Source organism: Pseudomonas silensiensis (assembly GCF_050434865.1).
In the GTDB taxonomy this organism is placed as follows: Bacteria; Pseudomonadota; Gammaproteobacteria; order Pseudomonadales; family Pseudomonadaceae; genus Aquipseudomonas; species Aquipseudomonas fluorescens_W.
The window spans coordinates 327,926-348,369 of record NZ_JBNDJH010000002.1; the positions used below are offsets into that span (position 1 = coordinate 327,926).

Sequence of the window (20,444 nt, forward strand, 5' to 3'; positions counted from 1 at the left end):
CCCAATTATGGATAACGTCTAGTATTAAGTACATAAACCTGCATTCTCCACCATTTGGCATAGGAATCTAGACATTATGCGCCTTCACGCCATGACTGACGATGCCATAGCCAGCGCCATCGGTGCGCGGCTGCAAGAGTTGCGTCTCAAGAGGAACCTGAGCCAGGAGCAAGTGGCTGAGGAAGCCGGCATTAGCCGCCAGACCCTGATCAATCTCATGCACGGGAAAGGCACCATGGTGAATCTGGTGGCCGTTCTTCGCGCCATTGGTGAATTAGAGCGGGTGGCCTCGCTTATCCAACAGGTCCAGCCAAGCCCGCTACAGGTGATCAAGATGGCCGGTTCTAAACGCGTGCGGGCCACCGGTGTCCGCAGTGCATCTATGGCCGCCAAAGGTTCGGCCACAAACAAGGTAGTTTCGCCCCCCAGGGTGGGCGTTCATAAGAAGGGGGTTGATTGGTGATTACTGCAAAGGTGTATCTGTTTGATCAGTTTGTCGGGGGCCTTCTTTGGAATGAAGAAACAGCGCTGGGCCTGTTCGAGTACGACCCTGAGTTCGTCAAGACAGGCATCGAGATCTCCCCAATCCATATGCCACTTGCAGCGAACCAAACCTATTCATTCCCTAGCCTTAATCGAGACACCTACAAAGGCCTCCCGGCAATTCTGGCGGATTCCTTGCCGGATGATTTCGGTAACGCACTGATCGACGCCTGGCTGGCGAAAGAGGGTCGTGACAAGGCGACCTTCACTGCTGTCGAACGAATTTTGTATCAGGGCGCCCGAGGAATGGGCGGGATGGAATACCGGCCAGCCCTCGACGGTGCAGCCAAAGCCAGTGAGAGTTTCCAGATCCAAGCGCTGGTGGAACTCGCCAGTGAAGTGCTCTCGCAACGGGAAAGCTTGGCCGACCGCCTGGCAAAGCACGACCCAAGCGTCGATGATAAAGCGCTTCAACGCTTGATCCAGGTTGGCACCAGTGCCGGCGGCGCCCGGGCAAAAGCTGTCATTGCGATGAACGAGGCCGGCGAGATTCGCTCAGGACAGGTCAAGGCACCAAAAGGGTTTACCTATTGGTTATTGAAGTTCGACGTCGCAAAAGAAACCGACGTTTTGGCGGATTCCCAGGGTTTTGGCCGCCTTGAATATGCCTACTCGGTCATGGCTCATGCAGCCGGCGTCACCATGAACCCATGTGAACTGCTGCAGGAAGGTGGGCGCGCGCACTTCCTCACGAAACGCTTTGACCGGACTGATAATGGCGACAAAATCCACATGGCCACCTTGTGTGCGTTGGACCACGCCGACTACAAGAAGCCTGGTGGCTACTCGTATGAGGAGGCTTTTGGGGTTCTCAGAGTACTTGGGCTGTCCCGCGAGGAGGCTGTTCAGTTTTATCGCCGCTTGGTTTTCAATGTCGTGGCCCGAAATCAAGACGACCACACAAAGAACATCAGCTTCTTGATGGATCAGAGCGGCAACTGGACACTCTCCCCCGCCTACGATGTTTGTTGGGCGTACCAACCCGGCCATTATTGGATTGATTCTCACCAAATGACAGTGAACGGGAAACGCGACAAGTTTGAGCTCGCGGACTTGGAAGCCGTGGCAAAGCAAGTCAAAGGCATCGATGCTCACGCCATCATCAAAGAGGTCTGTGCAGCCGTTAAACAATGGCGCGCGATCGCTGAAAAAGTTGGTGTGGCACCGGAAATGATCAACGATGTAGAGGTGACACACCGCCTCTACCTTGGTGAATCGTTGGCCTAAACACCGCGGCCAAAGCCATAGAACCAATCCCAAAATCGGGCACCCCTGGTGCCCCACATGGCAAGGCAGCTATGTCGATAGAAAACGTAGAAACCACCCTCGAATCCTCGATCCTTAAGGTGGCGGCCGACGGTGGTACGGAACACACTATCCTGATCACCGTGTCTTGCAGAACAGCTACATTCGAACTGCATAACAAAGACCAGCAAGTGGTGACCCTCGAAGTCCTTGCGACCTACATCGACGGCCCGTTTACCCAGAGCAACTTCGATGCAGGGTTCATTAGTCGAATGGGCGGCCACCTCGACACGCACAACAAGACGGTAAAGCTCACCAACGCTGCCGTAGATTTGGTACCGCGCATGCGTGGCTTAGGCATCGGCACATTCTTGTTCAATAAAGTGGTGTGCTGGGCGAAAAAACATGACCCGGCGATTAATGTAATACCAATCAGAGTCGCCGCTACTGATGCTACAGAAGAAAACCAGACCAGGCGCAATGCGTTCTATGCCAATTTTGGCATTCTCTTCAGCGACGACCAATCCAATGAAGGGGTTGTCGAAGCGTACTCAAACCCCATCCGCGTTTCCGATCTCAAACCCCACGCAAGCAAGAAACCAATGGAAGAACAAACCGTCGAGGCAACGTTGCGGCAGATGGTTGAGAAGCAACGCGAGCTGAAGAAACAGAGTCGCGATTTGACTGTAAGCCTGCAGGGCAAAGACCGCGTCATCGCGCAAAGGGACAGATCCAAAGCTCGAACGGTTAAATTTCTTCTTGGGATCATCGGCGTGCTGGGTGTCGGACTTTTGGCGCTGGTGATGGTAGTGCTGGGGCAGTCCTAATACTGCGGTGGCCACCGAATTTTTGGCCAGGGTTTTGGCTTGCAGCGAGCAACCAGGCAGACAAACTGAAGTCCCCAAACAGAGGTCTTCGGTTATGCGCCCATACTGGTTTATGTCCTTTCTGCTCCTCTCGTTGGGCACCCTCCTCCTCGTTTGTTTCGCCGTCGACGGAGTGGTCCTGAACCTCGTGAAATTCGCCACCGTCGCACAAGGCTTCCCTCTCAGTTATTGGAGCAAAAGCATTGGTATCGGATTGATCGGCACCGTGGGCTGCCTGCTGCTCGTGGCGAAAAAGCATCCGGTCCCGGCGGCCCTGGCCATCAGCGCTTGGTGGCTGCCCCTGGCCCTACCTTCGTTCACGCTTATCACGTCCCTATTTTTTCTAAGCCCCAATCGGGTTGCGGTACTGGTCGGACTCCTGGGCTCCCTCGGATTCTCCGTCGCCCTGTGCCTGCTGCTGGGCCAGGTGCTTGTCGGCGGTTTCCTCTTTATCAGTTCACTCAAATCTTCAACGGCCACCGGTGAGGTATAGCAACCCGGCCACGGCCGGTTTCCGTACACCTTGATTCATTGGCCATGTCAGGCCACGAAATACGTCGGGATCTCGGCTTGAAACCCCGAACCCGGCCGTTAATCTCTGAGCGCTGAATCTGGACCCGATAAGGAACGCTGAATTGAATAGCTGCATTGAACCCGTGCCACCAGCGATTTCGAAAGCCGATGACAAGCGAGTGCGAAAGGCCACTGACGCTTCAATGATCAAGCTGCTTCCGGCACTGATCCAAGCGGCGATCTACCGTAATCAGCGGGAGATGATTTCCATTGGTAACCAATTGCTGGCCGCGACCGACGGGGCTCATCCGCGGGTGCACGATCAGTTAGCGCGCATAATGCGCACGCAAAACTCGGCCGTTCAGTTCAAAGAGCCCCCTCAAAATCTGGCACACATCGGGATGCCGACCATTCCTCTCGCCGACGTCGTGCTGGAAGATCACCTCGAGGTCGAAGTTCAGGAACTGCTGCTTGAGCAACAACGTCGTGCCGAACTTCAAGCGTTTAGCCTTGAACCTCGGCACAAGATCCTGCTGGAGGGCGCCGAAGGCAATGGCAAGACGATGTTGGCCGAAGCCTTGGCACACTCCCTCGACCTCCTGTTCATCCAGGTAAAATTCAGTGGTTTGCTGACTTCCTATATGGGTGAAACCGGCAAGAAGCTCGATGAGATTTTTGAGTATGCTGCCAGTCAACCTTGCGTGTTGTTCATTGACGAGTTTGACACCATTGCCACTCAACGAGGCAGCAATGCCAATGATGTGGGGGAAGCTCAGCGCGTTACCAACCAGTTGCTGATATCACTGAACAAATTGCCGTCTCATACGGTGTTCATCGCTGCCACCAACAAACTGAGCACAATTGATGGGGCAGCACGCCGACGCTTCGACTGCGAGATGTCCTTGGGCAAACCAACCCGGGCACTTCGTGAAAGGCTCGCGAGCAAAGAACTCTCACCCACCCTGACCCCCGGCTCCGACCTGAGCAAGTGGGTGGCACCGGTGGCCGCACTCGATCTTGCGAATCTCGATGCCCTTGTGAAGCTGTGTCGCCGCATACGGCGCGACCAAGCTCTCTATCAAGGTGCTGGAATCCAGTCCATTATCTCAAGGGCCCAGGCCCCTCTTCTGCCTGCGTAAGCGAGTTTTGCCCTTGATCGATCAGTTGCAAGAAAATAGCGTTGTCGTGCCGCATCCTTTCTATGCGTTGGATTGGGTGGCATGCTTTCAAAACGGGTTCCCAGAATTGAAGGATCTCGCGCGTGAAATCTACCTCACGCTGACTGGGCACGCAGATTGGGAAGTGATGGTGGAGTCGTGCTGCCCGAGCGCCGAAATCCTCAACTTCGAAGCGTTACCTATTGAGCTCCGCCTTCAGAAAAGTTCTCGCATGCGGAAACTTTTGGTCGAAACTTTCAACATGCGACCTTCTGTAGCGAACCATGTGGCGTGGCTCATCCCTCCCGGTTTCTACCTCTGGGAGCTGCATACCCTTGAATCGTCCGCCCTCCTCCAAGATGGCCAACCTCCGAACCTTGAGCAGATTTATGCTGAGCTCGATGCCCTCAACATGGGTTTCTGCACCAGCACCGAACAAGGCCAGGCACGCCTTCACCGCCGCCCGGAGATCGGCGCTCATATCGGACTTTGTAAGCTTCTTGGCTGGAACCTTGAACTGGCCGGCGACGTGGATCATCAGCTCACAGTGTTTAAGGACCATGACCTGTTCGTTGCCGAGCCTATTGGCTTTGTCAAAGATCCAGACCTCGGCCGCGTCCCGGTTTTCGTGGCCGGTTTCAGCTCAACCCCCGGCCACGCACACGACCAAGTACTCGTGGAATATTTGGCCGCGGCCCTCGCAACCGCAGAGCTGCTCGGTGGTAACGGCGCGCCGGGAATCGTGTTCTACGAGAACTCGGTTTGCAGAAAGAAGGATGGGGACTATTACTCGTGCTTCGGGTCAGTCGTCATCAACAGTGACTGGAAGGACCTATTCCTGAACAAGTCCTGCACGTCGGTCGGCGACCTCCTCGTAAACCTGATGACCACCAGTTTCCAGGAAAGCAACATAACCATTTTTGCCGATCGCAACCTGTACCTGCAGCAGATGTTCGAGATCGCACGTCAGAAGCACCTGCTGCCGCCGGGTACTTCGGGGACGGTCTTCGGCATTGAAGGACCGAGTGGGTGGTCAAATTTAGAGTTGCGTCCCACCTGATAGCAGTCGGTGGCCGACAAAACTTTTTGCAAGGTAGCTTGCAGGGCAACATGCCATGGAGGGAACCGTCAAAGTGCCCCTCCTCCGGCCAGCCTGAAGACCCACACTCCATAGCCTAAGCTTTGACACAGAGGAACCAACAAACCTGCCATCACAGATCCGTTCTGCCCAGGAGAGACGCCGATGAGATTTTCGTGGTCAGGCAGCATTACTCCCCACCTGACGCTGTTCGGTCTTTGTCTTGTACTCAGTGATGCGCCAGCTGACCAGTCTGCCCGTGACAATGGTCCAGCTCCATCTGAGGACGCATTCAGAATTTGTGAGGGCCACAACGAACGTGACCTCATCGATATACCCGGCGACAACGGGCAGGTTTTTCACGGTGTTTGCCTGGAGTATCGCGGCCGCTTGGCACTGCAACCGGCACACCGACACGGAACCCACCCTACCAAACCGCAACCCTCACCGAAGCCAGCCAACTGATGAGTCGGCGGCATAGAACCCCGACCGAGAGAACCGATATGAAACAACGTTTATTCCTGCTGACAACCCTTCTACTCAGCAGCGCATCAGGTATTGCGCTGGCCTCCGAAGCGCAAGTAACAGGCGGTACCGAAACGCCGCCGGCGATCGCCGTCCAGGCTTGCGAGGGCGAGACGGAGGGTGCCGCAGTCGAGTACTCCTTGAAGGGTGGTAAGGTGTTCCAGGGTAACTGCGCCATGATCGGTGGCAGCCTTGTGGCGGTACCGGTGACACCGATCCAATCTCCGCTGAACGACACCTCGGTTCCAGCACCCTCCTCAAGCCCAGAGACGCCAAAAACCTGAGCCAGCAGCGCTTAATCGTAATGCTCACCACATCCTCCTATTTCATCTCGGCGGCCAGCTCCCATGACATCTATCGAACCTCGCTTGATTGATTTCCCACTCACTGAGGACCAGGTGCGGACCTTCAACGTCAATCAGGTCCTGACCGGCTATGCGGGAGCACAAGCGGCGCCCTCGCCCATGCTGTGCCCTAATCACGAATGCACCGGGCACAACCCCGTTGCCGGCGTCGCAGGCATGTTGGTGGCGAGCAGAAGTCAGCTCGTTTGCCCGTGCTGTGAGTACACTCAGAAAGCGATATGCCAGGATCTGCTCAAGGACCTTCCCGCAACCAATGGTCCACTCGACGACGAAAGTTTTTCGGGCTTGCTCGGGTTTCTCAGGGAGGCAGATCAGCAGCTGACGTTTATGCTCAATAGCGAGCGTTGCTACGTTGGAATCAACGTCATGCAACCTAACGTCGGCCAGTACCTGAAAGACCTGTGCAGTCGGTTCCGCCCGAAAGGACCGGCAGTTGAATCGGTACCGTTGGCCCTTCTGATCACACTCCACAACCAGGCACCAGCCGATAGCCCAATTCGCCGAACAATAATCGGCTTTATCAAGGCGGACAATGTCCTGAAACCCCGCCAGCATTGGATGGGAGGTTTGTACCTCAATGCTGAGAATGACCTCTGCTTTGACGAAGCGCTCTATGAACATACGGTCTGGAGAGGGAAGCAAGAGACCTACTTTGAAGGGGTTGAAGAAGGCTATGAGAAGCTCAAACGCGGGCTTGAGTTCGTGCACCATTTTCAAACGAAGGAAGATGAGCCGCTCGCTTTGCCGGAAGGCCTGAAGCCGTTGCTGCCGGTCAGGGACCTTAATGACCAGGTGGCCCACCTAAAGCGTATCCAACCCCGGATTGAAGCGCTTGTTGACGTCATGAAGGGACGGTCGTTTGCAGAGCTTGCGGCCAACATCCGCCCAGAAAATCCAGTGGCGCTTGGCGACCAAGCCACGCCGATGGCTCTGAAATAGGCATGTTTCCGACGTGCTTAATCCACTCTCCAGACTCAGACCAGGCCGATATCGTTTCTTGCTATGGCTGACTGACCTTCTCTGGGCGTGAAGCGGCAATTGGGGAGTTCAGGAGTAGATGCTTTGGCTGAAAAGAGGCCCGCCAAAAGCGGGCCCTCAATCACGACACCCTTATAGGCCGGCGATTCGTGAAAACCAGTATGTGCCTCAGGTCCAATTGCCGGTTTCCGTGATCACAATAATTTCTGGCAGTAGGCACTTGATCATGTCACCGAAGACCCGCTTGAGGCCGGTAGTCATTCCCCCCTTAAAGGTCTCATAGGCAACTGCGAAATTCTCCGTGGCGTAGAACACGATCGCCGCAAGCACAGCTGAAACGATGATGACCTCGACGACCTGCTTCTTTGTCCAATCGTCGAAATTCATTGGCGCGTGTGCCAGCAGCGCGTACAACACGATAGTCGCCAGTCGCCACTGCAGCACTGGATACGTCACTGTAATGTGAACACAGCCGATCTTGAAAGTAGCTGTCACCCACTCGATCTTGACCTGCGGGTAGCTGAAGATTTCGGCGACTCTGATCGGATCTTCCCGCGTCAACATCGGGCAATCGGCCGGGCTGTTTAGGGCCACTACACCGTCGTAGGCCTTCTTAACTACGGCGGGGTCATTGGGATCGCTCGCCTCTACCTCATGCACCGGATCTTTAGTCTTTGCTGGAGGTGTGACATCCGGCCCCAACTCGGTGATGACAGTGCGATAACCGCCATCCTGCAAAGTCGCACACATTTCCGCACCATTGATCGTGGATCTTGTCTTGTTGTCGCTGGTTGCACATTGCTTGTTCAACGATGTTTCCCAGTCTCGCGGCAGTTCGTCATGCAACTCGCCCCGGTCCACCTTGGTAATGACGTAGAACACGCTCACCAGGTATTGGTCGCGCTTGATCGGGTTCACTGCCCGAGTCGCCAGCTGGTCGGCGATATCCTCCGCGCTCTGTGTCTGCGGATCGAAGGCGGCCAATGCCACCTGCATGTCGCCGATGATGGCTTCGGCGCCGTGCCGTACGAATAGTTGCGCGTGTAACTGCACATCAACGGTGTAGGTGACAGGAACGGCCTTGATGCTCGAACTGATCAGCGATTGCTTTTCGAACAAGTCGTAACGGCAAGCCACCTCCCCAGCCAGTTGCGTCAAGGGATTTCCGGCCGCATCAACAAAGCTACCAAGAGGCTTCTGCGCGTCAGGTCCTGGGACAAGAAGCAGGTCGGGATCGTCAGCACCCGGAACTGGGGATGTGTAGGTTTTCTGGTCTCGATCGTTCAGAAATTTACGAACGTTTAGAGCAGACAGATCGGCGTCACAGTGAAAGTTAAAGGCCATGAGAGTTCTCCGCTTTCTTTTGGATGAACACGGACATCGAGATAATCGGCTGGTGTTTCTCAACGCGCCCAACAGTTATTGAACGGACCTATCAGGGTCCGTACTGCAACTCACAAATATAGACGTTCGCCGGCGAAGAAGATGACCGCTATTGGGCTGATCTTCGTTCGTGGGAGGGAAGCCCGGCACCGGCGCGATAGAGCTAGGAAGGTAGAGAGGCCTCTCTCAAGCTGCAGCGCCAGCGGATTGCGCTGCTGTGCCTGGAGGCCGTTCAAAAATTACTTGAGACGTTGTTTGATGAACTCAACCAACGAGGTCTTACCGTAGTAACCAACGCTTTGGCACACCTTGAAAATTTCGGTGAGTTCTTCGCTTTTGCGCCGAAGAAGAGCGAGCTCTTCTTCTGGGGTTTGTGGTGCTTCAAGGTCAAGGTCACTCGTTAACAGAGTGTCCGGGGCAACGCGGCGAAGGTGTTTAAGCTGCTCAGCAAATTCTTCTTCATTGTGTACCATGGTTCTCCCGCCTCATTCGTGGGCGCTCGATGAATTTACGCCCCTCCTATGAACAAGCCCCAGTTTAAGACCGGGGCTTGGTATTTAGTACCTGTACTCTTAGGTCGCGCTGGTTGATGTGACTGAGCGCTTCCCGTGGAGATAATCCTCCTCCGACCGCCCGCAAGAACCTGACTGGCAGCCATATTCATGGCACGCCGAACTGTCACAAATCGCACGGTAGCCACTGCCACCGCACAGTTCGCACTCGACACCAGCATGCTCGGGGCAGCGATACACCTCTCCGGGATTGCCATGACGCTGAGACACCGTGTGACCGGTGCCTGCGTCTGGAACTACCCTGGCGTTATAGCGAGCCATACGGTCGGAGAGTGATTCAAACATGTGACGTTCCTTGAGTGAAGGCCAGAGTTCGATGGCGCGGTTAATAACTGCAGCTCGATCACACGCGAACGAGCGGTGACGCCAATCCTGATTTACGCAGCAACACTGCGTACGTGACGGCCGGTCTGTTCCAAGCGGGTTTGCTCTTCAACACACAGCGCAGCCGTCGGGTTCAAGAGCAGTCGGCGAAGGCCAATTGGCTCACCAGTTACGCACCAGCCGTAGTCACCGTCGTCAATCCGCGCGAGGGCCTGGTCGATCGCCTTCATATCAGCTCGCTCACGCAAGAGCAGGCCCATAGTCAAGTTGCGCTCCTCCTCGATGCTGCCGGCATCAGCGGCATCAGGAACCTGTTCACAGACGGTCAACGAGGTTTCACGTTCGCCGATCCGCGCAATCAACTCACGTCGTTTGGTCTGCAGGAGATTATGGAAAAATTCCAGCTGGACTGCGGACATGTACAAATCATCTGGCATGGCCAGTAGTGCTGTCTCATCAACGATCATGTGCTTATCTCTGTGGATACCTCAGGAATGGACTGAGGATAACCGCCTAACAATGGCTTTCAACCCAAAACGAGGGTTGGAATTTCAGGGATTCAACGCCTTGTAGACGGACTCGTTGGCGTTATGGTTTTGACTTCACAAACCCGAGGAAATAAACATCGTGAACTTCAGAACCACCTCCACTGACAGCACTCATTTCGACAACCTCTACGGCAAGGCCGCCCCCAGCGTCCGCAATCAATTGAGCATGGCGTACGGGATTTCTGCTGGAGAAGAACCCTCCGCCTGGGAATCACGTCTCTATGACAATGGCCTGGTGGTACTCGCACCGGTGGCGGGCACCAGCGAGCTCCAGAAGCGCTTCGACCTGGTCAACTTGCCCAAGACGTTCAGCAAAGCCATCTGCCGCGCCGCCGAAGCTCTCGCCCACCTTGATGAAGAACACGAAGCACTTGATATGCTGACAGCGGTGATGGAAAAGGCTGAAGAATTGGCCGCAGCGGCGTAATCTTTGTGGAAGAAGGTACAAAGGAGACGAACATGCTTACCAGCACAAAACACAACGAAGGGGCAGTTCAGATCGGCGGCTTCTGCTTCACTCACAACCGCTTCCTTGCGATGCTGGGATGCTTGGCTGCGCTGGCGTTTGTGCTCGCTGATAGTTTCGGCTTCCCGACGAGCAACGTTGGCGGTACCGGTATTTCTAAGCTGGCAACGCCACAATTGATTTGGGCCCTGCTGCTCATCCCGATTGCCGCATTCGGTAGCTGGGCGCTCAAACGAGCCGGGCATCGGGACACCGCTTTTTCGTGTGGGTTGATCGCCGTAAGTTTTCTGGCCGGCGTCCTCATCAAAATCTTCTGGCTGTAAGTCGCGGAATTCCCCGTTGAATTTCTGGACCTCACTTTGGATTTTCATTTGGAAATCGGCCCATATACTCGGACTGGTGACACCCAAATTCCTACAAAAGCCGCACGGAGCTTAACTCTTGAACAAGACCGAATTGATCGACGCGATCGCTGAGAAAAGCGACCTATCCAAGACCCAGGCCAAAGCAGCACTCGAAGCAGTGATCAGCGTGACTACCGACCAGTTGAAGAACGGCGGTGAAGTGGTGCTGGTGAACTTCGGCACATTTTTGACAAAAAAACGCGCAGCGCGCACGGGCCGCAATCCGCAAACCGGTAAAGAAATTCAGATCTCCAGCGCTGTAATCCCAACTTTCCGGCCCGGTAAAGGCCTGAAAGACGCATGTAACTAAGCGCACCGCTCGATCAAAAGACGCCCGCTCACCTCGAGCGGGTTTTTTTTGCCCGGATTTTTCTAAACCAACGAAAATGGAGCACTCCGACCCCACTATTTGAGGTAGAGACCCCTAAAGGCGGTGCAATGCACAGATTTTATACCGACGAAGCCAAATCGCTGATCGACGACACGTACGCCTTCAAGTACGTGACGCTACGGCGAGGCACCCTTCGTAAATTCCTCCATGACGGATCAAGCGTCATCTTCGCTTGCCGCATTCATGAGCGCTCCACCGCTGCCACCCATTTCACCAGTGGCATTGATGCCGCGATGGCCAAACTGGGTGAGATGTTGCAGCCATATGCTCACCTTGAGTGCGCGGGCCTATTCGATGGCTACACGCCGGCAGACGCGTATCCAGAAGGCATGTGGTACTGGAACACACTCCTCTCTGCAGCAGACCTCATCACCGTTTTCGACATGCTCGTGGCGCTTACCTACAAATATCCGAAAGAGCTCGGCATGAGCCCGGAGGACATGCGTAAGAAGGCGATGATCATCACCATGCGCCCTCTTGTCCGGACTGCGCGCGCGACACGAATCGTCAACAGCGGGCGACCATTCGAGCAAGGATGAATATGGCACGAGTAACCGACACAGCCGATGGCATGGTTCGCGAACAGGCCACTCTGGTAGCCATCCAATTCACGGACCCAAGTGGACCCTGGTCCATTTGTACGTTCAAGCGGGAGGACGGTACCGTGTTCAACGGCACCGGCAGCTTTGGCAATGCCGTCCTGTATGAGGATTTCATTCTCTACGGTAAGTGGAGCCCAGATATCCCGGGTGGCGACTTCGACACATCGATGTTCAATTCGATGCCGCCTAAATCAATGGAGTCGATGGCCAGCTATCTCTCGACCCTGACCCGGGTGTCCCGCGCCAGCACCAACAAGGCCGTTCAGCATTTCGGTGAGAACCTCCTCGACATCCTGGAGAAAGCACCGGGCCGATTGGTAGAGGCTGGCCTGTCCGAGGCAGAAGCCCAACGGCTGGGCACCACTTGGGCGGAGCAACGATCGGAGCAGCTGGCGCTCGCGCAAATTGACCTCGAGGGGATTCCGCCGGCGAAGCTTTCCACACTCCAAAGGCGCCTCGGTTACAACGTCGACCTAAGTCAGGTCCTACGTGAGGACCCCTACCTTCTTTACGTACACTTTGACGACATGCTGTTCACTACCGCCCAGAGCCTGGCCAAACGGTTCAGGGTGCGTAACGACAGCCTCTCGGCCGTCAAGGGAGCCATTGTGGCCATCCTGAGGCGTGAAGCCTGGCTTGGTCATAGCTACATCGCTGGCAGCCCTCTGATGGAGGCTGTATGTCGTTTGCTCGGGATTACTCGGGACCAGCTGCGCCCACTGATCGCCGACGCCGTGACCGAGTTGTCGAAGGCAAAGGTTGCGCATGCGGAAGACAAAAAACTCCAACTCTACAACCTGTACGAGATCGAAAAATCACTGGTTCAGAAAACCATCGAATGGGTTGAACTGAACGCCGATGAGCTCGGTGACATCGTTCCTTCCGAGGAAATGGCGCTAAAGCTGCTCAAGCCCATGAACATGGGTGTACCAGCAACCCGACAATTAGCCGGGGGTTTATGTTCACTTCTCGCAGAACGCCTGGCATTGATCCAATGCGAAACCTTGCATGACCAGTTGGCCATCGTGCGAGGCATCTACCTCATTCTCAAGGCGTTCGGCACCGACGTCGTCTTCACTGCCAACACGCTTGAGATGGTTGAAGAACTCAAGAAGACGGTCGGCCAGGAAGCGTCGGCCGTAGGCTATGCCGAGTTGATTGGGATCGACCCGGACACAGGCGTCCCCTTCAACAACAAGTCCAGCCCCATCAGCGCGGACGTCGTGGTTTTCGTTGGCGCGGATGCCCTGGGTATCGAGGAGACGAATTTTGTCCTCGAAGCCATGCCAGCCAACGGGCGAATTTTCTTCCTCGGTATCCCCAAGGATCTCCCCGCTCAAACCGTTGGCCAGCCATTTGATGAATTGGCTGAGGTTAAGCAGATCCGCAAATTCCTGGGCAGCTTCTGGATGCCCACCGGCTCAGAGCACCGTCATGCCGCAAACATGGTCTGGTCTGGGGCCATTCAACCCAATGCAACCTTCGACCCGGCGCAGCCCATCAGTTGGATCAAAGCCCCACGCGAAAGCCTGCCTGAGGCACTCAACCTAGTCATCAAGCTGTTCAGCGAAGAGTGTGAACTCGACCCGTTGCATGACATCAAGACGGTTGTGGTGAAGCAGCAAGCCGACGTGCCCACAGGAGACGCTGTGACGTGGCTAACGAAGGCGATCGCTAAAGAGTTCGTAGGCCAGGACGAACCTGTCGAGTTTCACGGCAAGGAGCTGTTTAAGGGGCTTCCTGTAGTCGTGCGGCAACCTGTATCTCGCATTCACCCGGCGTTCTCTGTGTTCACCGCTACTGAGTTGAATCCGCAACGGATGGTCGCAAGTCCAAGAACTGGCCACCCGATCGAGCTCGACCTAAAACGCAACCTGAACCTCTTCCACGGCGCTGTGATGACACCCAAGTTCATCCGCGGCCGCGTGTACGAAATTGTGGTCCTGGTGGTGCTGCAGGAACACCTGAAGCTCATCAACGCTGAATTGCTATCCACGCTCCTGAACAGCACCAAACGAACCCTTGTACTGGTCGGCGAGATCGACGGCATCGTTGAACACTTCCCCGGCAGCGAAACGACTCGCGTGCGCTCAACCTTACCCAAATGGATGGCTCAGAATGGCGATCAGATCGTCTCGGCTTGATGCATTAGACAAGCAACGGGCTGAGATCCAGCGCCGCCGCAACATCGCTATCAGTATCCCGCTGGTGGGGGCAGCTATCCCTTTCCTGTCCCTGCCGTTGGCACTCTCCATTGCCGCAGCGTGCGCAGCATGGACTTTGTTCCTGCAGCGGGAGGAAGAAGAGCTCGAAACCCCGATGGTATGGGACCGCAGCTACACCGAGGCTGACATCCCGGATTGCGATCTCAGGCGCTCCACCTTCTTTGGCAAGACCTTGCCATGGGTAGAGTGGAAGGAACGCTTGGATACGGTAACCAACGCCAATGGTGTAGCAACGGCGGACGATGTACGCACCACCCTGCTCGATGCCTACCCTGGAATGATCCCGTTTTTGCTGTCCGACGACATCATGACAAGGCACGTCGCGCTGCTCGCCGCGACCGGTACCGGTAAAACCGAACTTATCCTCAGCATCATTCAGCAGCAAATCAAAAAAGGCGCGGGCCTAATTCTGGTTGAAGCAAAATCAGATTCTGACTTCGCGGGTGCGATCTACGCAATGATGGAGGCCGCCGGCCGACTCGATCAGCTGAAGCTGATCAACTTCGAATTCCCAGAGCAGAGCCATACCTACAACCCCTTCTTCTACGGCGGCGTCCGGGCAAGCCTGTCCACCGCGATGAAGATGCAGGCCAACTCGAAAGAGGAGTTCTGGAAGGACGTCAACCGCTACTCGCTGTCCGCGGCGATCCTCTGCATGAAGCTGCAGCCAGGCGAACCTGCGTTCCACATCAAAGACCTGATGGCGCTGTTGTCTGATTTTGATCTGCTCAAAAAATTCATGGGCCGGATCAGAGAAACTGATTCGATCGCTCATGCTGACGGCAAAGAATTCTTGCTCTCCTACCTTCGCTTCTGGTGGGACGATGACAAACAAGAATGGGATTCCAAAAAGTTCAAGACGCTACTCCAAGGCGCGATTTCTAAACTCTCCGCCTTTGCACACTCCGAATACTCGCGGATCGTTAACACCTACAACCCAGATGTCGACATCAAAGAGTCGATCCTCAACGGCGAAGTGGTCATCCTCTCGATGTCGTCCCTGGCCGACAAAGACGGTGTGGAACTCTTCGGCAAACTCTTCATTTCGGACCTGGCCCGGGCAGTCGGCGAAATCCAGCTTGAGAAAAGCAAGCCGCTGATGATCTGCCCGGCCATATTCGACGAATACCCTTCGTTCATGGATGAGAGCCAAGTGTCGCTGTTCCAACTCGCACGAAGCGCCAACGTCCCGATCATCATTGCTTTCCAAGGCGTCGGCTTCCTACAGGGCATCTCGCCGGACTTCGTAGAGAAGGTACTGGGTAACTGCTGGACACACGTCTACTGCGACGTCAGGGACACGGCCACACGAGAATTCGCCTGCAAGCTCGCCGGTACGGTACTCAGATCATTTGAGCAAACGACCGAGGCTACCAGTAAGGGGTCAAGCCTCAGCACTGAACAATCCGGCCTCATCACCAACGACAACGAAGGCTCGAGCTCAAGCGTTGGGGCTAAGTCCACACGTGAGGACCTGCTTCAGCCGGAAGACTTCCAGACCCTGGACCAGGGTGACGGCATCATCATTGCCAAGTCGGGCACCTACCGCGTCCGGATGCCGATGGTGAGAAACACATTCCCGTCTGTGCACTTCAGGGACATGAAGCTGACGAAGCGTCACCGCCGCGGCCGTGAAGGCGTGGGGGCGTGGAGTTCCTTCACTGATAGCAACCGCCGGCTCCTACAACTTTAGAAAAAACATTTCGCATGCTGAATCTTTTTGAGGGAAATCCATGAACTGGCTCGACTACATCAATCACTGGGATTACAGCCTAGGGCCGGTGCTCAACTGGTTCCTGGACATTGCTGAATTCCACATTCAGCGTGCAGGGTGGTCCGCGTACATCGCCATAGCAGCGTTCATAATTGGTATCGGTCTGAGTTTTCCAGCGACCAGAACGATCACTTCGCACATCGTGACCGGCACGGTCAAAATGTTCTTCACCATCATTCAAGCCGTGTTCGTTCTCCTCATCGTCCAGTTCGTTGGTTACCTCGCAAAAGTACTGATGGCCCAGTTCCACAGGACCCGCCGGTGGATCGCCGACATCATCCGAAGGAACTGGCCAGCGGCCTGAAATAAAAAAAACCCGGGCAACCCGGGTTTTTTGTTCCAAAGAGCCAAAAAGAGGTCACTCCCTTCCCACTATTACCGGAAAGGAGGATTTCTTAATGATCCCAAAATTTCTGGCTCTCTGCGTCTCAATCTCCGCGATCACTGTGGGGGCGCAGGCTAATGCTGCTGACTCCTATGTCATCGACCAGCGCGATCCACGCTACCAGGCTGCCATTGAGCACCTGTCGAGCGCGGCCCAAGCCCTTCGCCTGGCCCAGACAGAACTCAAACTCGCAGAAGCCAACCACCCCCTTCCAGGGCTCGACCTCGTACGGATGCTGAGTCAGGTCCGCCCTATGGAAGAAACCATCAACGTCGTCCTGAGCCCCGAGCGCAAGCGCCTTCGGTATCAGGAACTCACGCCTGATGGACAGTACTTCACCCCTACCCGAATCGGAGAAAGACGATGACCGTCGAAGGATTCCACACCAACGTTCGACAGGAGGAAATGAGGCGGTTCATGACCAGTTTGTTTTTGCTGATCATGGTCGCCACGTTTCTTTTCTTCCCTCAAATGGCCCACGCCGAATGGAGCGGCAATTTCGGTCCAACTTCGGACCTGAAAAACAACACCACCACCAGCCTTCAACAATGGTGGAAAACCGTAGCCGGCTGGGGGCTTTATCTGTCGCTCGCGGGCCTGATGTTTTCCATCTTCTTCGCTGGTGGCAAATGGTGGTGGGTACCCGTGTGTGTGTTCCTGCTGTGCCTGTTTGGCGAAAAAACAGTTACTCAAGTCGCAAGTTGGGCTGAGTTCAACACTGCCGGCGGCGGCGTCAGCGTTCCAGGAACTTAATATGCGCCTTAGAACTACAGCCGAAAGCGACACAATGGCCTATGCAACTTCGCCAATCAATTTTGGCGGACTGGAAAAGGAAGACCTCCTGATCTGGATGATTCCAATGGCTGTTTCCAACAATTTAGTTGACGACAGCCTCTATTGCTTTGTCATTGGCTGCACGACGCTGTGGTTCTATAAAAAGATCACAGGAAGAAAACCAAAGGGCCATCTCCTTCTTCATACATCACTGCTCATTGGTGATTGGCTGAAGAGTGATTTGGCCATGCGGTTACCAGCACTCAGAAAGCTGCTGTATCGCCTAAACAGAATGATGTCAAATCTCTGGATTGAACGGGGATTACTGCCATCGCCAACATATTGCAATCGGTATGAGCCTTAATATGAGCGATAATTACGGCGTTCCGCTGAGGTACTTCAACTTACTCGGTAAGGGTGAGTTGCGATCCGGGCGTATTATTGTTGCGTTTATCGCCGCGACTGTAGTGTTGTCCGCAGTCATTTGGTCACTCGTTAATCAGAACCTTGAACTGCAAAGAACAAATGTTGAGCTCCAAGCGCAACGTGTCATGTATGGCTTTCCAAATTCCGAAGGCGTTTTTATCAGCGAATCGCAGATCCCTGATAAGCACATCATTGCGTTCACATCTGTATTCCTGGATAACTTTTTCAACTTCACACCTGAATCCTCGTTTGCCAATGCCAACGAAGCTTTGCGCCTGATGTCCCCACGAATGCGCGCACTTCAGGAAGACGGACTGAAAAATACAGCCAAGCAATCTGAAGACCAACAAATCACTCAGGTTTTCGTACGCACAACCAAGTACCAAATCGAATACGACAAAGCTGTTGGCTACGTCGTCTCCTTCAAAGCATCGAGATACCGCGCGACGCTCAGCACTGTTTTCGACCGTCGAAAGTACAACATCAAAATTCTGATTAAACCCGTGAAGGTTTCAAAGCACTTTGAGTGGGCGGTCGTCGCCGACGACATGCAGCAGCAGGAGATCATTCAGTGAAGATAACATTGCTGGCCGCGATGGTTGCCGCGGCCCTAACCACTAACGTCTATGCAAATGAGGAATGCAACCGTTCCCCGCGCAGTGTGGTGTACGAAAACTCCCCGGTGGAGGTTTTCATTTCCAATGACACTCAGCGTGCAGAAGTCATTTTCCCTGAATCCGAGCTGAAAGGGTATAACCCTGAAGTTCGTGAAGGCGTAGAGATTTATCCAAACCCGATTCCTAACAAACTGGCATTTCAGAGCCAAGACCCACTTTATACAGGCTTGGTAACCGTTGATGGTGACTCTTCAAAATCATACTTGATTAAGCTCATTACGCGACCTGGTTGCGCTGATAGCCAAGTAACAATCACCAACGGTGGGCCTGCCGACCGGTCGCAGCTTTCAAAGGACTCTCGCGGTCGCGTCAAAGGCCTGATGAACTATCTCTATAGCGGAAAAGTCCCCAACGGCTATCGCAAAAACGACTTTGCAAAGTTAACGCGGGATCAACGTGTTGTGTTCCGCCAGGGTTCGGTTGAATTCATTCTTCAATCCCAGGTTGTGGGCCCGACCTATGTCGGAACAACCTACGAAGTAGTCAACAATGGCCGGACTCCGTTCAAGGTTGCAATAGACCAGATTGACTACTCCAACAAGGACGTGAAGGCCTCCATTGGTATTGCTCGCCAAGCGGCGATGCTCCCAAGCTCCCGAATACTCGGCCCTTCGCCTGAATTCATTTCTGAAGTGTACGGCGCCTCCCATCGCGGCCTCCTATTCATCGTCTCGGAGAAAACTCAATGAGCGATGATAGAAATCCTCCTAGCAGGCCAAACAAAAAAATCATACTTGGATTTTTGATAGTCGGTGTGGGCGCACTTTTCTACAACGGCTTTCTTGATAACAATAAAGTCGCGCCCAAAAAAGCCGAGCAGGCTGCTGCTACTGTTGAACTTGGCAATAACGACATCAACAGGATTACTGCCAAAGACAAAGACGCGGCTCTGACTCAATTCCAGAAACAGATGGAGTCGTACAAGGACAAGCTGAGTCGTTCGGAAGCTGATGCGGCTAAACGCGACGCTGAACTTAAGAAGCAATTGCGTGAGTTGGAGCAGAAAAACAACGCACAGGTTCGGACCCTCACTGAAGCGATGGCTGACATTCGCAAAGATCAGATTGAGGGCGTTTACCAAGGCATCAATGGAAAAGACAAAGGGCCCAAGTTACCAGATCGCCTGCCAACAGCCCCTAACGGCGGGCTTTCGTTCGACAACGACTTTGACCTTGGACCAGCTACTGGCCCGTCTGCGCCAGTGGCCGCGGCCAACCCATACGGTCCCAACTACTTTGTACTGAAGCCACAAACCCAGGCCTCGTACAAGGGCAAGAGCGGTGGCGGTCAAGGCTCGCAATCCGAAAGCGAACTCTTTGCTGACATGTCTTCGCCAGATTCGAACGCCAACGGGCGTTCGGGTACGCAAAGCAGCGGCAGCATGGATGCCAAATTCAATGGCGCTTATGGACAACAAGATACACCTGCACAGCAGACGCCAACTGCACGCCCAGGCGCTACATCTTCTGACGAGCAAGCCAAGAAAAAGCTGAAGGACGACACCTACGTCATTCCAGCATTCTCGTTCGTCGAAGTTACCACGCTTCACGGTGTCGCCTGCCCGATCGGCGCAAATGCACCAGGTGCTTCGAGCAGCTCCAAGATCCCGGCCCGACCTGTGGTTTTACCCGTGCACGGAATTTTCCACGGCCCGAACGGTGTGGTTCGTGATCTGGGAACAATTCACCTGATGGGGCTTTGCTCCGGTCGTCGCACCTCTAGCTCGACAACCGGCCGGGCAACAATCCGGGTTGAGCAGCTGAGTTATTGGGATGCAACCGGCGGCGCGCAGATGGTTCCTGCAACGGGTTACATCGTTGACGTCCGTGACAACGAGCAGGACGTCTACGGGAAAGTCGACAAGGCTTCTGGGCGCACATTGGCATTGCAGTCTGCTGCAGCGGCCGCGGCAGCTTTTGCCACGACGCTTAGCTCCAGCGAATTCACCAATACCAGTTCAGTTCAAAACGGCACCTCCTCTGCTACCAGCCAACTTACCGGTGACGCAACCAAAGCTGCAGTCTCCCAGGGCATCGGCGCGATGTTCCAAAAGATCTCTGAGCGCTTCGAAGCAGAAGCGAACTCTGCCATCGACACGATTCTCGTTGAGCCTGGTATCCGCCTCCAGTTCGTGAGCGACCAGCCAATCAGTGTTCTCAAACCTCTTGAACCGTTCGACATCGATTCCTCGATGTACGACACCTTGATTTGATCCGGACGTGA

24 protein-coding genes are annotated in these 20,444 nt (G+C 54.7%); 21 read left to right on the top strand and 3 right to left on the bottom strand.

The window, feature by feature from the left end:
- Positions 1-76 precede the first annotated feature (76 nt).
- The 8 genes from QF010_RS04040 to QF010_RS04075 all read left to right on the top strand — a co-directional run bounded on the left by QF010_RS04040 (position 77) and on the right by QF010_RS04075 (position 7,231).
- Positions 77-463, top strand: a complete 387-nt coding sequence (locus QF010_RS04040; protein WP_429381123.1) for a helix-turn-helix domain-containing protein — start codon at positions 77-79, stop codon at positions 461-463.
- Positions 457-1,770 (top strand): type II toxin-antitoxin system HipA family toxin, encoded by a 1,314-nt coding sequence (locus QF010_RS04045; RefSeq protein ID WP_429381121.1) that lies wholly within the window; start codon positions 457-459, stop codon positions 1,768-1,770. The genes QF010_RS04040 and QF010_RS04045 overlap by 7 nt, the downstream gene beginning before the upstream one ends.
- Before the next feature lie 71 nt (positions 1,771-1,841).
- Positions 1,842-2,615 (top strand): hypothetical protein, encoded by a 774-nt coding sequence (locus tag QF010_RS04050; protein WP_429381119.1) that lies wholly within the window; start codon positions 1,842-1,844, stop codon positions 2,613-2,615.
- Between the two features lie 94 nt (positions 2,616-2,709).
- Positions 2,710-3,147: a hypothetical protein gene (locus QF010_RS04055; RefSeq protein WP_429381117.1), complete on the top strand. Its 438-nt coding sequence runs from the start codon at positions 2,710-2,712 to the stop codon at positions 3,145-3,147.
- 142 nt (positions 3,148-3,289) lie between these two features.
- Positions 3,290-4,306, top strand: a complete 1,017-nt coding sequence (locus QF010_RS04060) for an AAA family ATPase (protein WP_429381115.1) — start codon at positions 3,290-3,292, stop codon at positions 4,304-4,306.
- A gap of 13 nt (positions 4,307-4,319) precedes the next feature.
- Complete coding sequence (locus QF010_RS04065; protein WP_429381113.1) at positions 4,320-5,384, top strand: hypothetical protein; 1,065 nt, start codon at positions 4,320-4,322, stop codon at positions 5,382-5,384.
- 521 nt (positions 5,385-5,905) lie between these two features.
- On the top strand, positions 5,906-6,211 hold the full coding sequence (locus tag QF010_RS04070; protein ID WP_429381110.1) for a hypothetical protein: 306 nt from the start codon (positions 5,906-5,908) through the stop codon (positions 6,209-6,211).
- Positions 6,212-6,274: 63 nt separating this feature from the next.
- A complete protein-coding gene (locus QF010_RS04075; RefSeq protein WP_429381108.1) occupies positions 6,275-7,231 on the top strand; it encodes a hypothetical protein in 957 nt (318 codons plus the stop codon).
- 207 nt (positions 7,232-7,438) lie between these two features.
- Here the strand turns inward: QF010_RS04075 and QF010_RS04080 are convergent, their stop codons facing one another.
- The 3 genes from QF010_RS04080 to QF010_RS04090 form a co-directional block, all read right to left on the bottom strand.
- Entirely contained in the window at positions 7,439-8,614 is a 1,176-nt protein-coding gene (locus QF010_RS04080) for a hypothetical protein (RefSeq protein ID WP_429381106.1), read from the bottom strand.
- 278 nt (positions 8,615-8,892) lie between these two features.
- A complete protein-coding gene (locus QF010_RS04085; RefSeq protein WP_429381104.1) occupies positions 8,893-9,126 on the bottom strand; it encodes a hypothetical protein in 234 nt (77 codons plus the stop codon).
- Between the two features lie 476 nt (positions 9,127-9,602).
- Complete coding sequence (locus QF010_RS04090) at positions 9,603-10,016, bottom strand: TraR/DksA family transcriptional regulator (protein WP_429381102.1); 414 nt, start codon at positions 10,014-10,016, stop codon at positions 9,603-9,605.
- A 160-nt stretch (positions 10,017-10,176) separates the two neighbouring features.
- Here QF010_RS04090 and QF010_RS04095 point away from each other — a divergent pair, with 160 nt between their 5' ends.
- The 13 genes from QF010_RS04095 to QF010_RS04155 all read left to right on the top strand — a co-directional run bounded on the left by QF010_RS04095 (position 10,177) and on the right by QF010_RS04155 (position 20,433).
- A complete protein-coding gene (locus QF010_RS04095) occupies positions 10,177-10,524 on the top strand; it encodes a hypothetical protein (protein WP_429381100.1) in 348 nt (115 codons plus the stop codon).
- Positions 10,525-10,556: 32 nt separating this feature from the next.
- Positions 10,557-10,886, top strand: coding sequence for a hypothetical protein (locus tag QF010_RS04100; protein WP_429381098.1), 330 nt, complete (start codon positions 10,557-10,559; stop codon positions 10,884-10,886).
- A 118-nt stretch (positions 10,887-11,004) separates the two neighbouring features.
- Positions 11,005-11,277, top strand: coding sequence for an HU family DNA-binding protein (locus QF010_RS04105; RefSeq protein WP_429381096.1), 273 nt, complete (start codon positions 11,005-11,007; stop codon positions 11,275-11,277).
- Positions 11,278-11,405: 128 nt separating this feature from the next.
- Positions 11,406-11,897 (top strand): hypothetical protein, encoded by a 492-nt coding sequence (locus QF010_RS04110; RefSeq protein ID WP_429381094.1) that lies wholly within the window; start codon positions 11,406-11,408, stop codon positions 11,895-11,897.
- A gap of 125 nt (positions 11,898-12,022) precedes the next feature.
- Positions 12,023-14,104 (top strand): helix-hairpin-helix domain-containing protein, encoded by a 2,082-nt coding sequence (locus QF010_RS04115; RefSeq protein ID WP_429532491.1) that lies wholly within the window; start codon positions 12,023-12,025, stop codon positions 14,102-14,104.
- On the top strand, positions 14,079-15,878 hold the full coding sequence (locus QF010_RS04120; protein ID WP_429381090.1) for a type IV secretory system conjugative DNA transfer family protein: 1,800 nt from the start codon (positions 14,079-14,081) through the stop codon (positions 15,876-15,878). Before QF010_RS04115 ends, QF010_RS04120 begins: the two co-directional genes overlap by 26 nt.
- Before the next feature lie 40 nt (positions 15,879-15,918).
- The gene (locus QF010_RS04125) at positions 15,919-16,263 is read left to right on the top strand and encodes a hypothetical protein (RefSeq protein WP_429381088.1); all 345 of its coding nucleotides are present in this window, start codon (positions 15,919-15,921) and stop codon (positions 16,261-16,263) included.
- Between the two features lie 94 nt (positions 16,264-16,357).
- On the top strand, positions 16,358-16,711 hold the full coding sequence (locus QF010_RS04130) for a hypothetical protein (RefSeq protein ID WP_429381086.1): 354 nt from the start codon (positions 16,358-16,360) through the stop codon (positions 16,709-16,711).
- Positions 16,708-17,097, top strand: coding sequence for a hypothetical protein (locus tag QF010_RS04135; RefSeq protein ID WP_429381084.1), 390 nt, complete (start codon positions 16,708-16,710; stop codon positions 17,095-17,097). Before QF010_RS04130 ends, QF010_RS04135 begins: the two co-directional genes overlap by 4 nt.
- A gap of 1 nt (position 17,098) precedes the next feature.
- The gene (locus tag QF010_RS04140; RefSeq protein WP_429381082.1) at positions 17,099-17,482 is read left to right on the top strand and encodes a hypothetical protein; all 384 of its coding nucleotides are present in this window, start codon (positions 17,099-17,101) and stop codon (positions 17,480-17,482) included.
- 1 nt (position 17,483) lies between these two features.
- Complete coding sequence (locus tag QF010_RS04145) at positions 17,484-18,119, top strand: hypothetical protein (RefSeq protein WP_429381080.1); 636 nt, start codon at positions 17,484-17,486, stop codon at positions 18,117-18,119.
- Positions 18,116-18,910, top strand: coding sequence for a hypothetical protein (locus tag QF010_RS04150; RefSeq protein WP_429381078.1), 795 nt, complete (start codon positions 18,116-18,118; stop codon positions 18,908-18,910). The genes QF010_RS04145 and QF010_RS04150 overlap by 4 nt, the downstream gene beginning before the upstream one ends.
- Complete coding sequence (locus QF010_RS04155) at positions 18,907-20,433, top strand: conjugal transfer protein TraB (RefSeq protein WP_429381076.1); 1,527 nt, start codon at positions 18,907-18,909, stop codon at positions 20,431-20,433. Before QF010_RS04150 ends, QF010_RS04155 begins: the two co-directional genes overlap by 4 nt.
- Positions 20,434-20,444 lie beyond the last annotated feature (11 nt).

What these genes read in the sequence shown, in the direction of transcription:
- QF010_RS04040 (WP_429381123.1), top strand. Translation starts at nt 77, where the DNA reads ATGCGCCTTCACGCCATGACTGACGATGCCATAGCCAGCGCCATCGGT.
- QF010_RS04050 (WP_429381119.1), top strand. Translation starts at nt 1,842, where the DNA reads ATGTCGATAGAAAACGTAGAAACCACCCTCGAATCCTCGATCCTTAAG.
- QF010_RS04055 (WP_429381117.1), top strand. Translation starts at nt 2,710, where the DNA reads ATGCGCCCATACTGGTTTATGTCCTTTCTGCTCCTCTCGTTGGGCACC.
- QF010_RS04070 (WP_429381110.1), top strand. Translation starts at nt 5,906, where the DNA reads ATGAAACAACGTTTATTCCTGCTGACAACCCTTCTACTCAGCAGCGCA.
- QF010_RS04075 (WP_429381108.1), top strand. Translation starts at nt 6,275, where the DNA reads ATGACATCTATCGAACCTCGCTTGATTGATTTCCCACTCACTGAGGAC.
- QF010_RS04080 (WP_429381106.1), bottom strand. Translation starts at nt 8,614, where the DNA reads ATGGCCTTTAACTTTCACTGTGACGCCGATCTGTCTGCTCTAAACGTT.
- QF010_RS04085 (WP_429381104.1), bottom strand. Translation starts at nt 9,126, where the DNA reads ATGGTACACAATGAAGAAGAATTTGCTGAGCAGCTTAAACACCTTCGC.
- QF010_RS04090 (WP_429381102.1), bottom strand. Translation starts at nt 10,016, where the DNA reads ATGATCGTTGATGAGACAGCACTACTGGCCATGCCAGATGATTTGTAC.
- QF010_RS04100 (WP_429381098.1), top strand. Translation starts at nt 10,557, where the DNA reads ATGCTTACCAGCACAAAACACAACGAAGGGGCAGTTCAGATCGGCGGC.
- QF010_RS04110 (WP_429381094.1), top strand. Translation starts at nt 11,406, where the DNA reads ATGCACAGATTTTATACCGACGAAGCCAAATCGCTGATCGACGACACG.
- QF010_RS04120 (WP_429381090.1), top strand. Translation starts at nt 14,079, where the DNA reads ATGGCGATCAGATCGTCTCGGCTTGATGCATTAGACAAGCAACGGGCT.
- QF010_RS04125 (WP_429381088.1), top strand. Translation starts at nt 15,919, where the DNA reads ATGAACTGGCTCGACTACATCAATCACTGGGATTACAGCCTAGGGCCG.
- QF010_RS04130 (WP_429381086.1), top strand. Translation starts at nt 16,358, where the DNA reads ATGATCCCAAAATTTCTGGCTCTCTGCGTCTCAATCTCCGCGATCACT.
- QF010_RS04135 (WP_429381084.1), top strand. Translation starts at nt 16,708, where the DNA reads ATGACCGTCGAAGGATTCCACACCAACGTTCGACAGGAGGAAATGAGG.
- QF010_RS04140 (WP_429381082.1), top strand. Translation starts at nt 17,099, where the DNA reads ATGCGCCTTAGAACTACAGCCGAAAGCGACACAATGGCCTATGCAACT.
- QF010_RS04145 (WP_429381080.1), top strand. Translation starts at nt 17,484, where the DNA reads ATGAGCGATAATTACGGCGTTCCGCTGAGGTACTTCAACTTACTCGGT.
- QF010_RS04155 (WP_429381076.1), top strand. Translation starts at nt 18,907, where the DNA reads ATGAGCGATGATAGAAATCCTCCTAGCAGGCCAAACAAAAAAATCATA.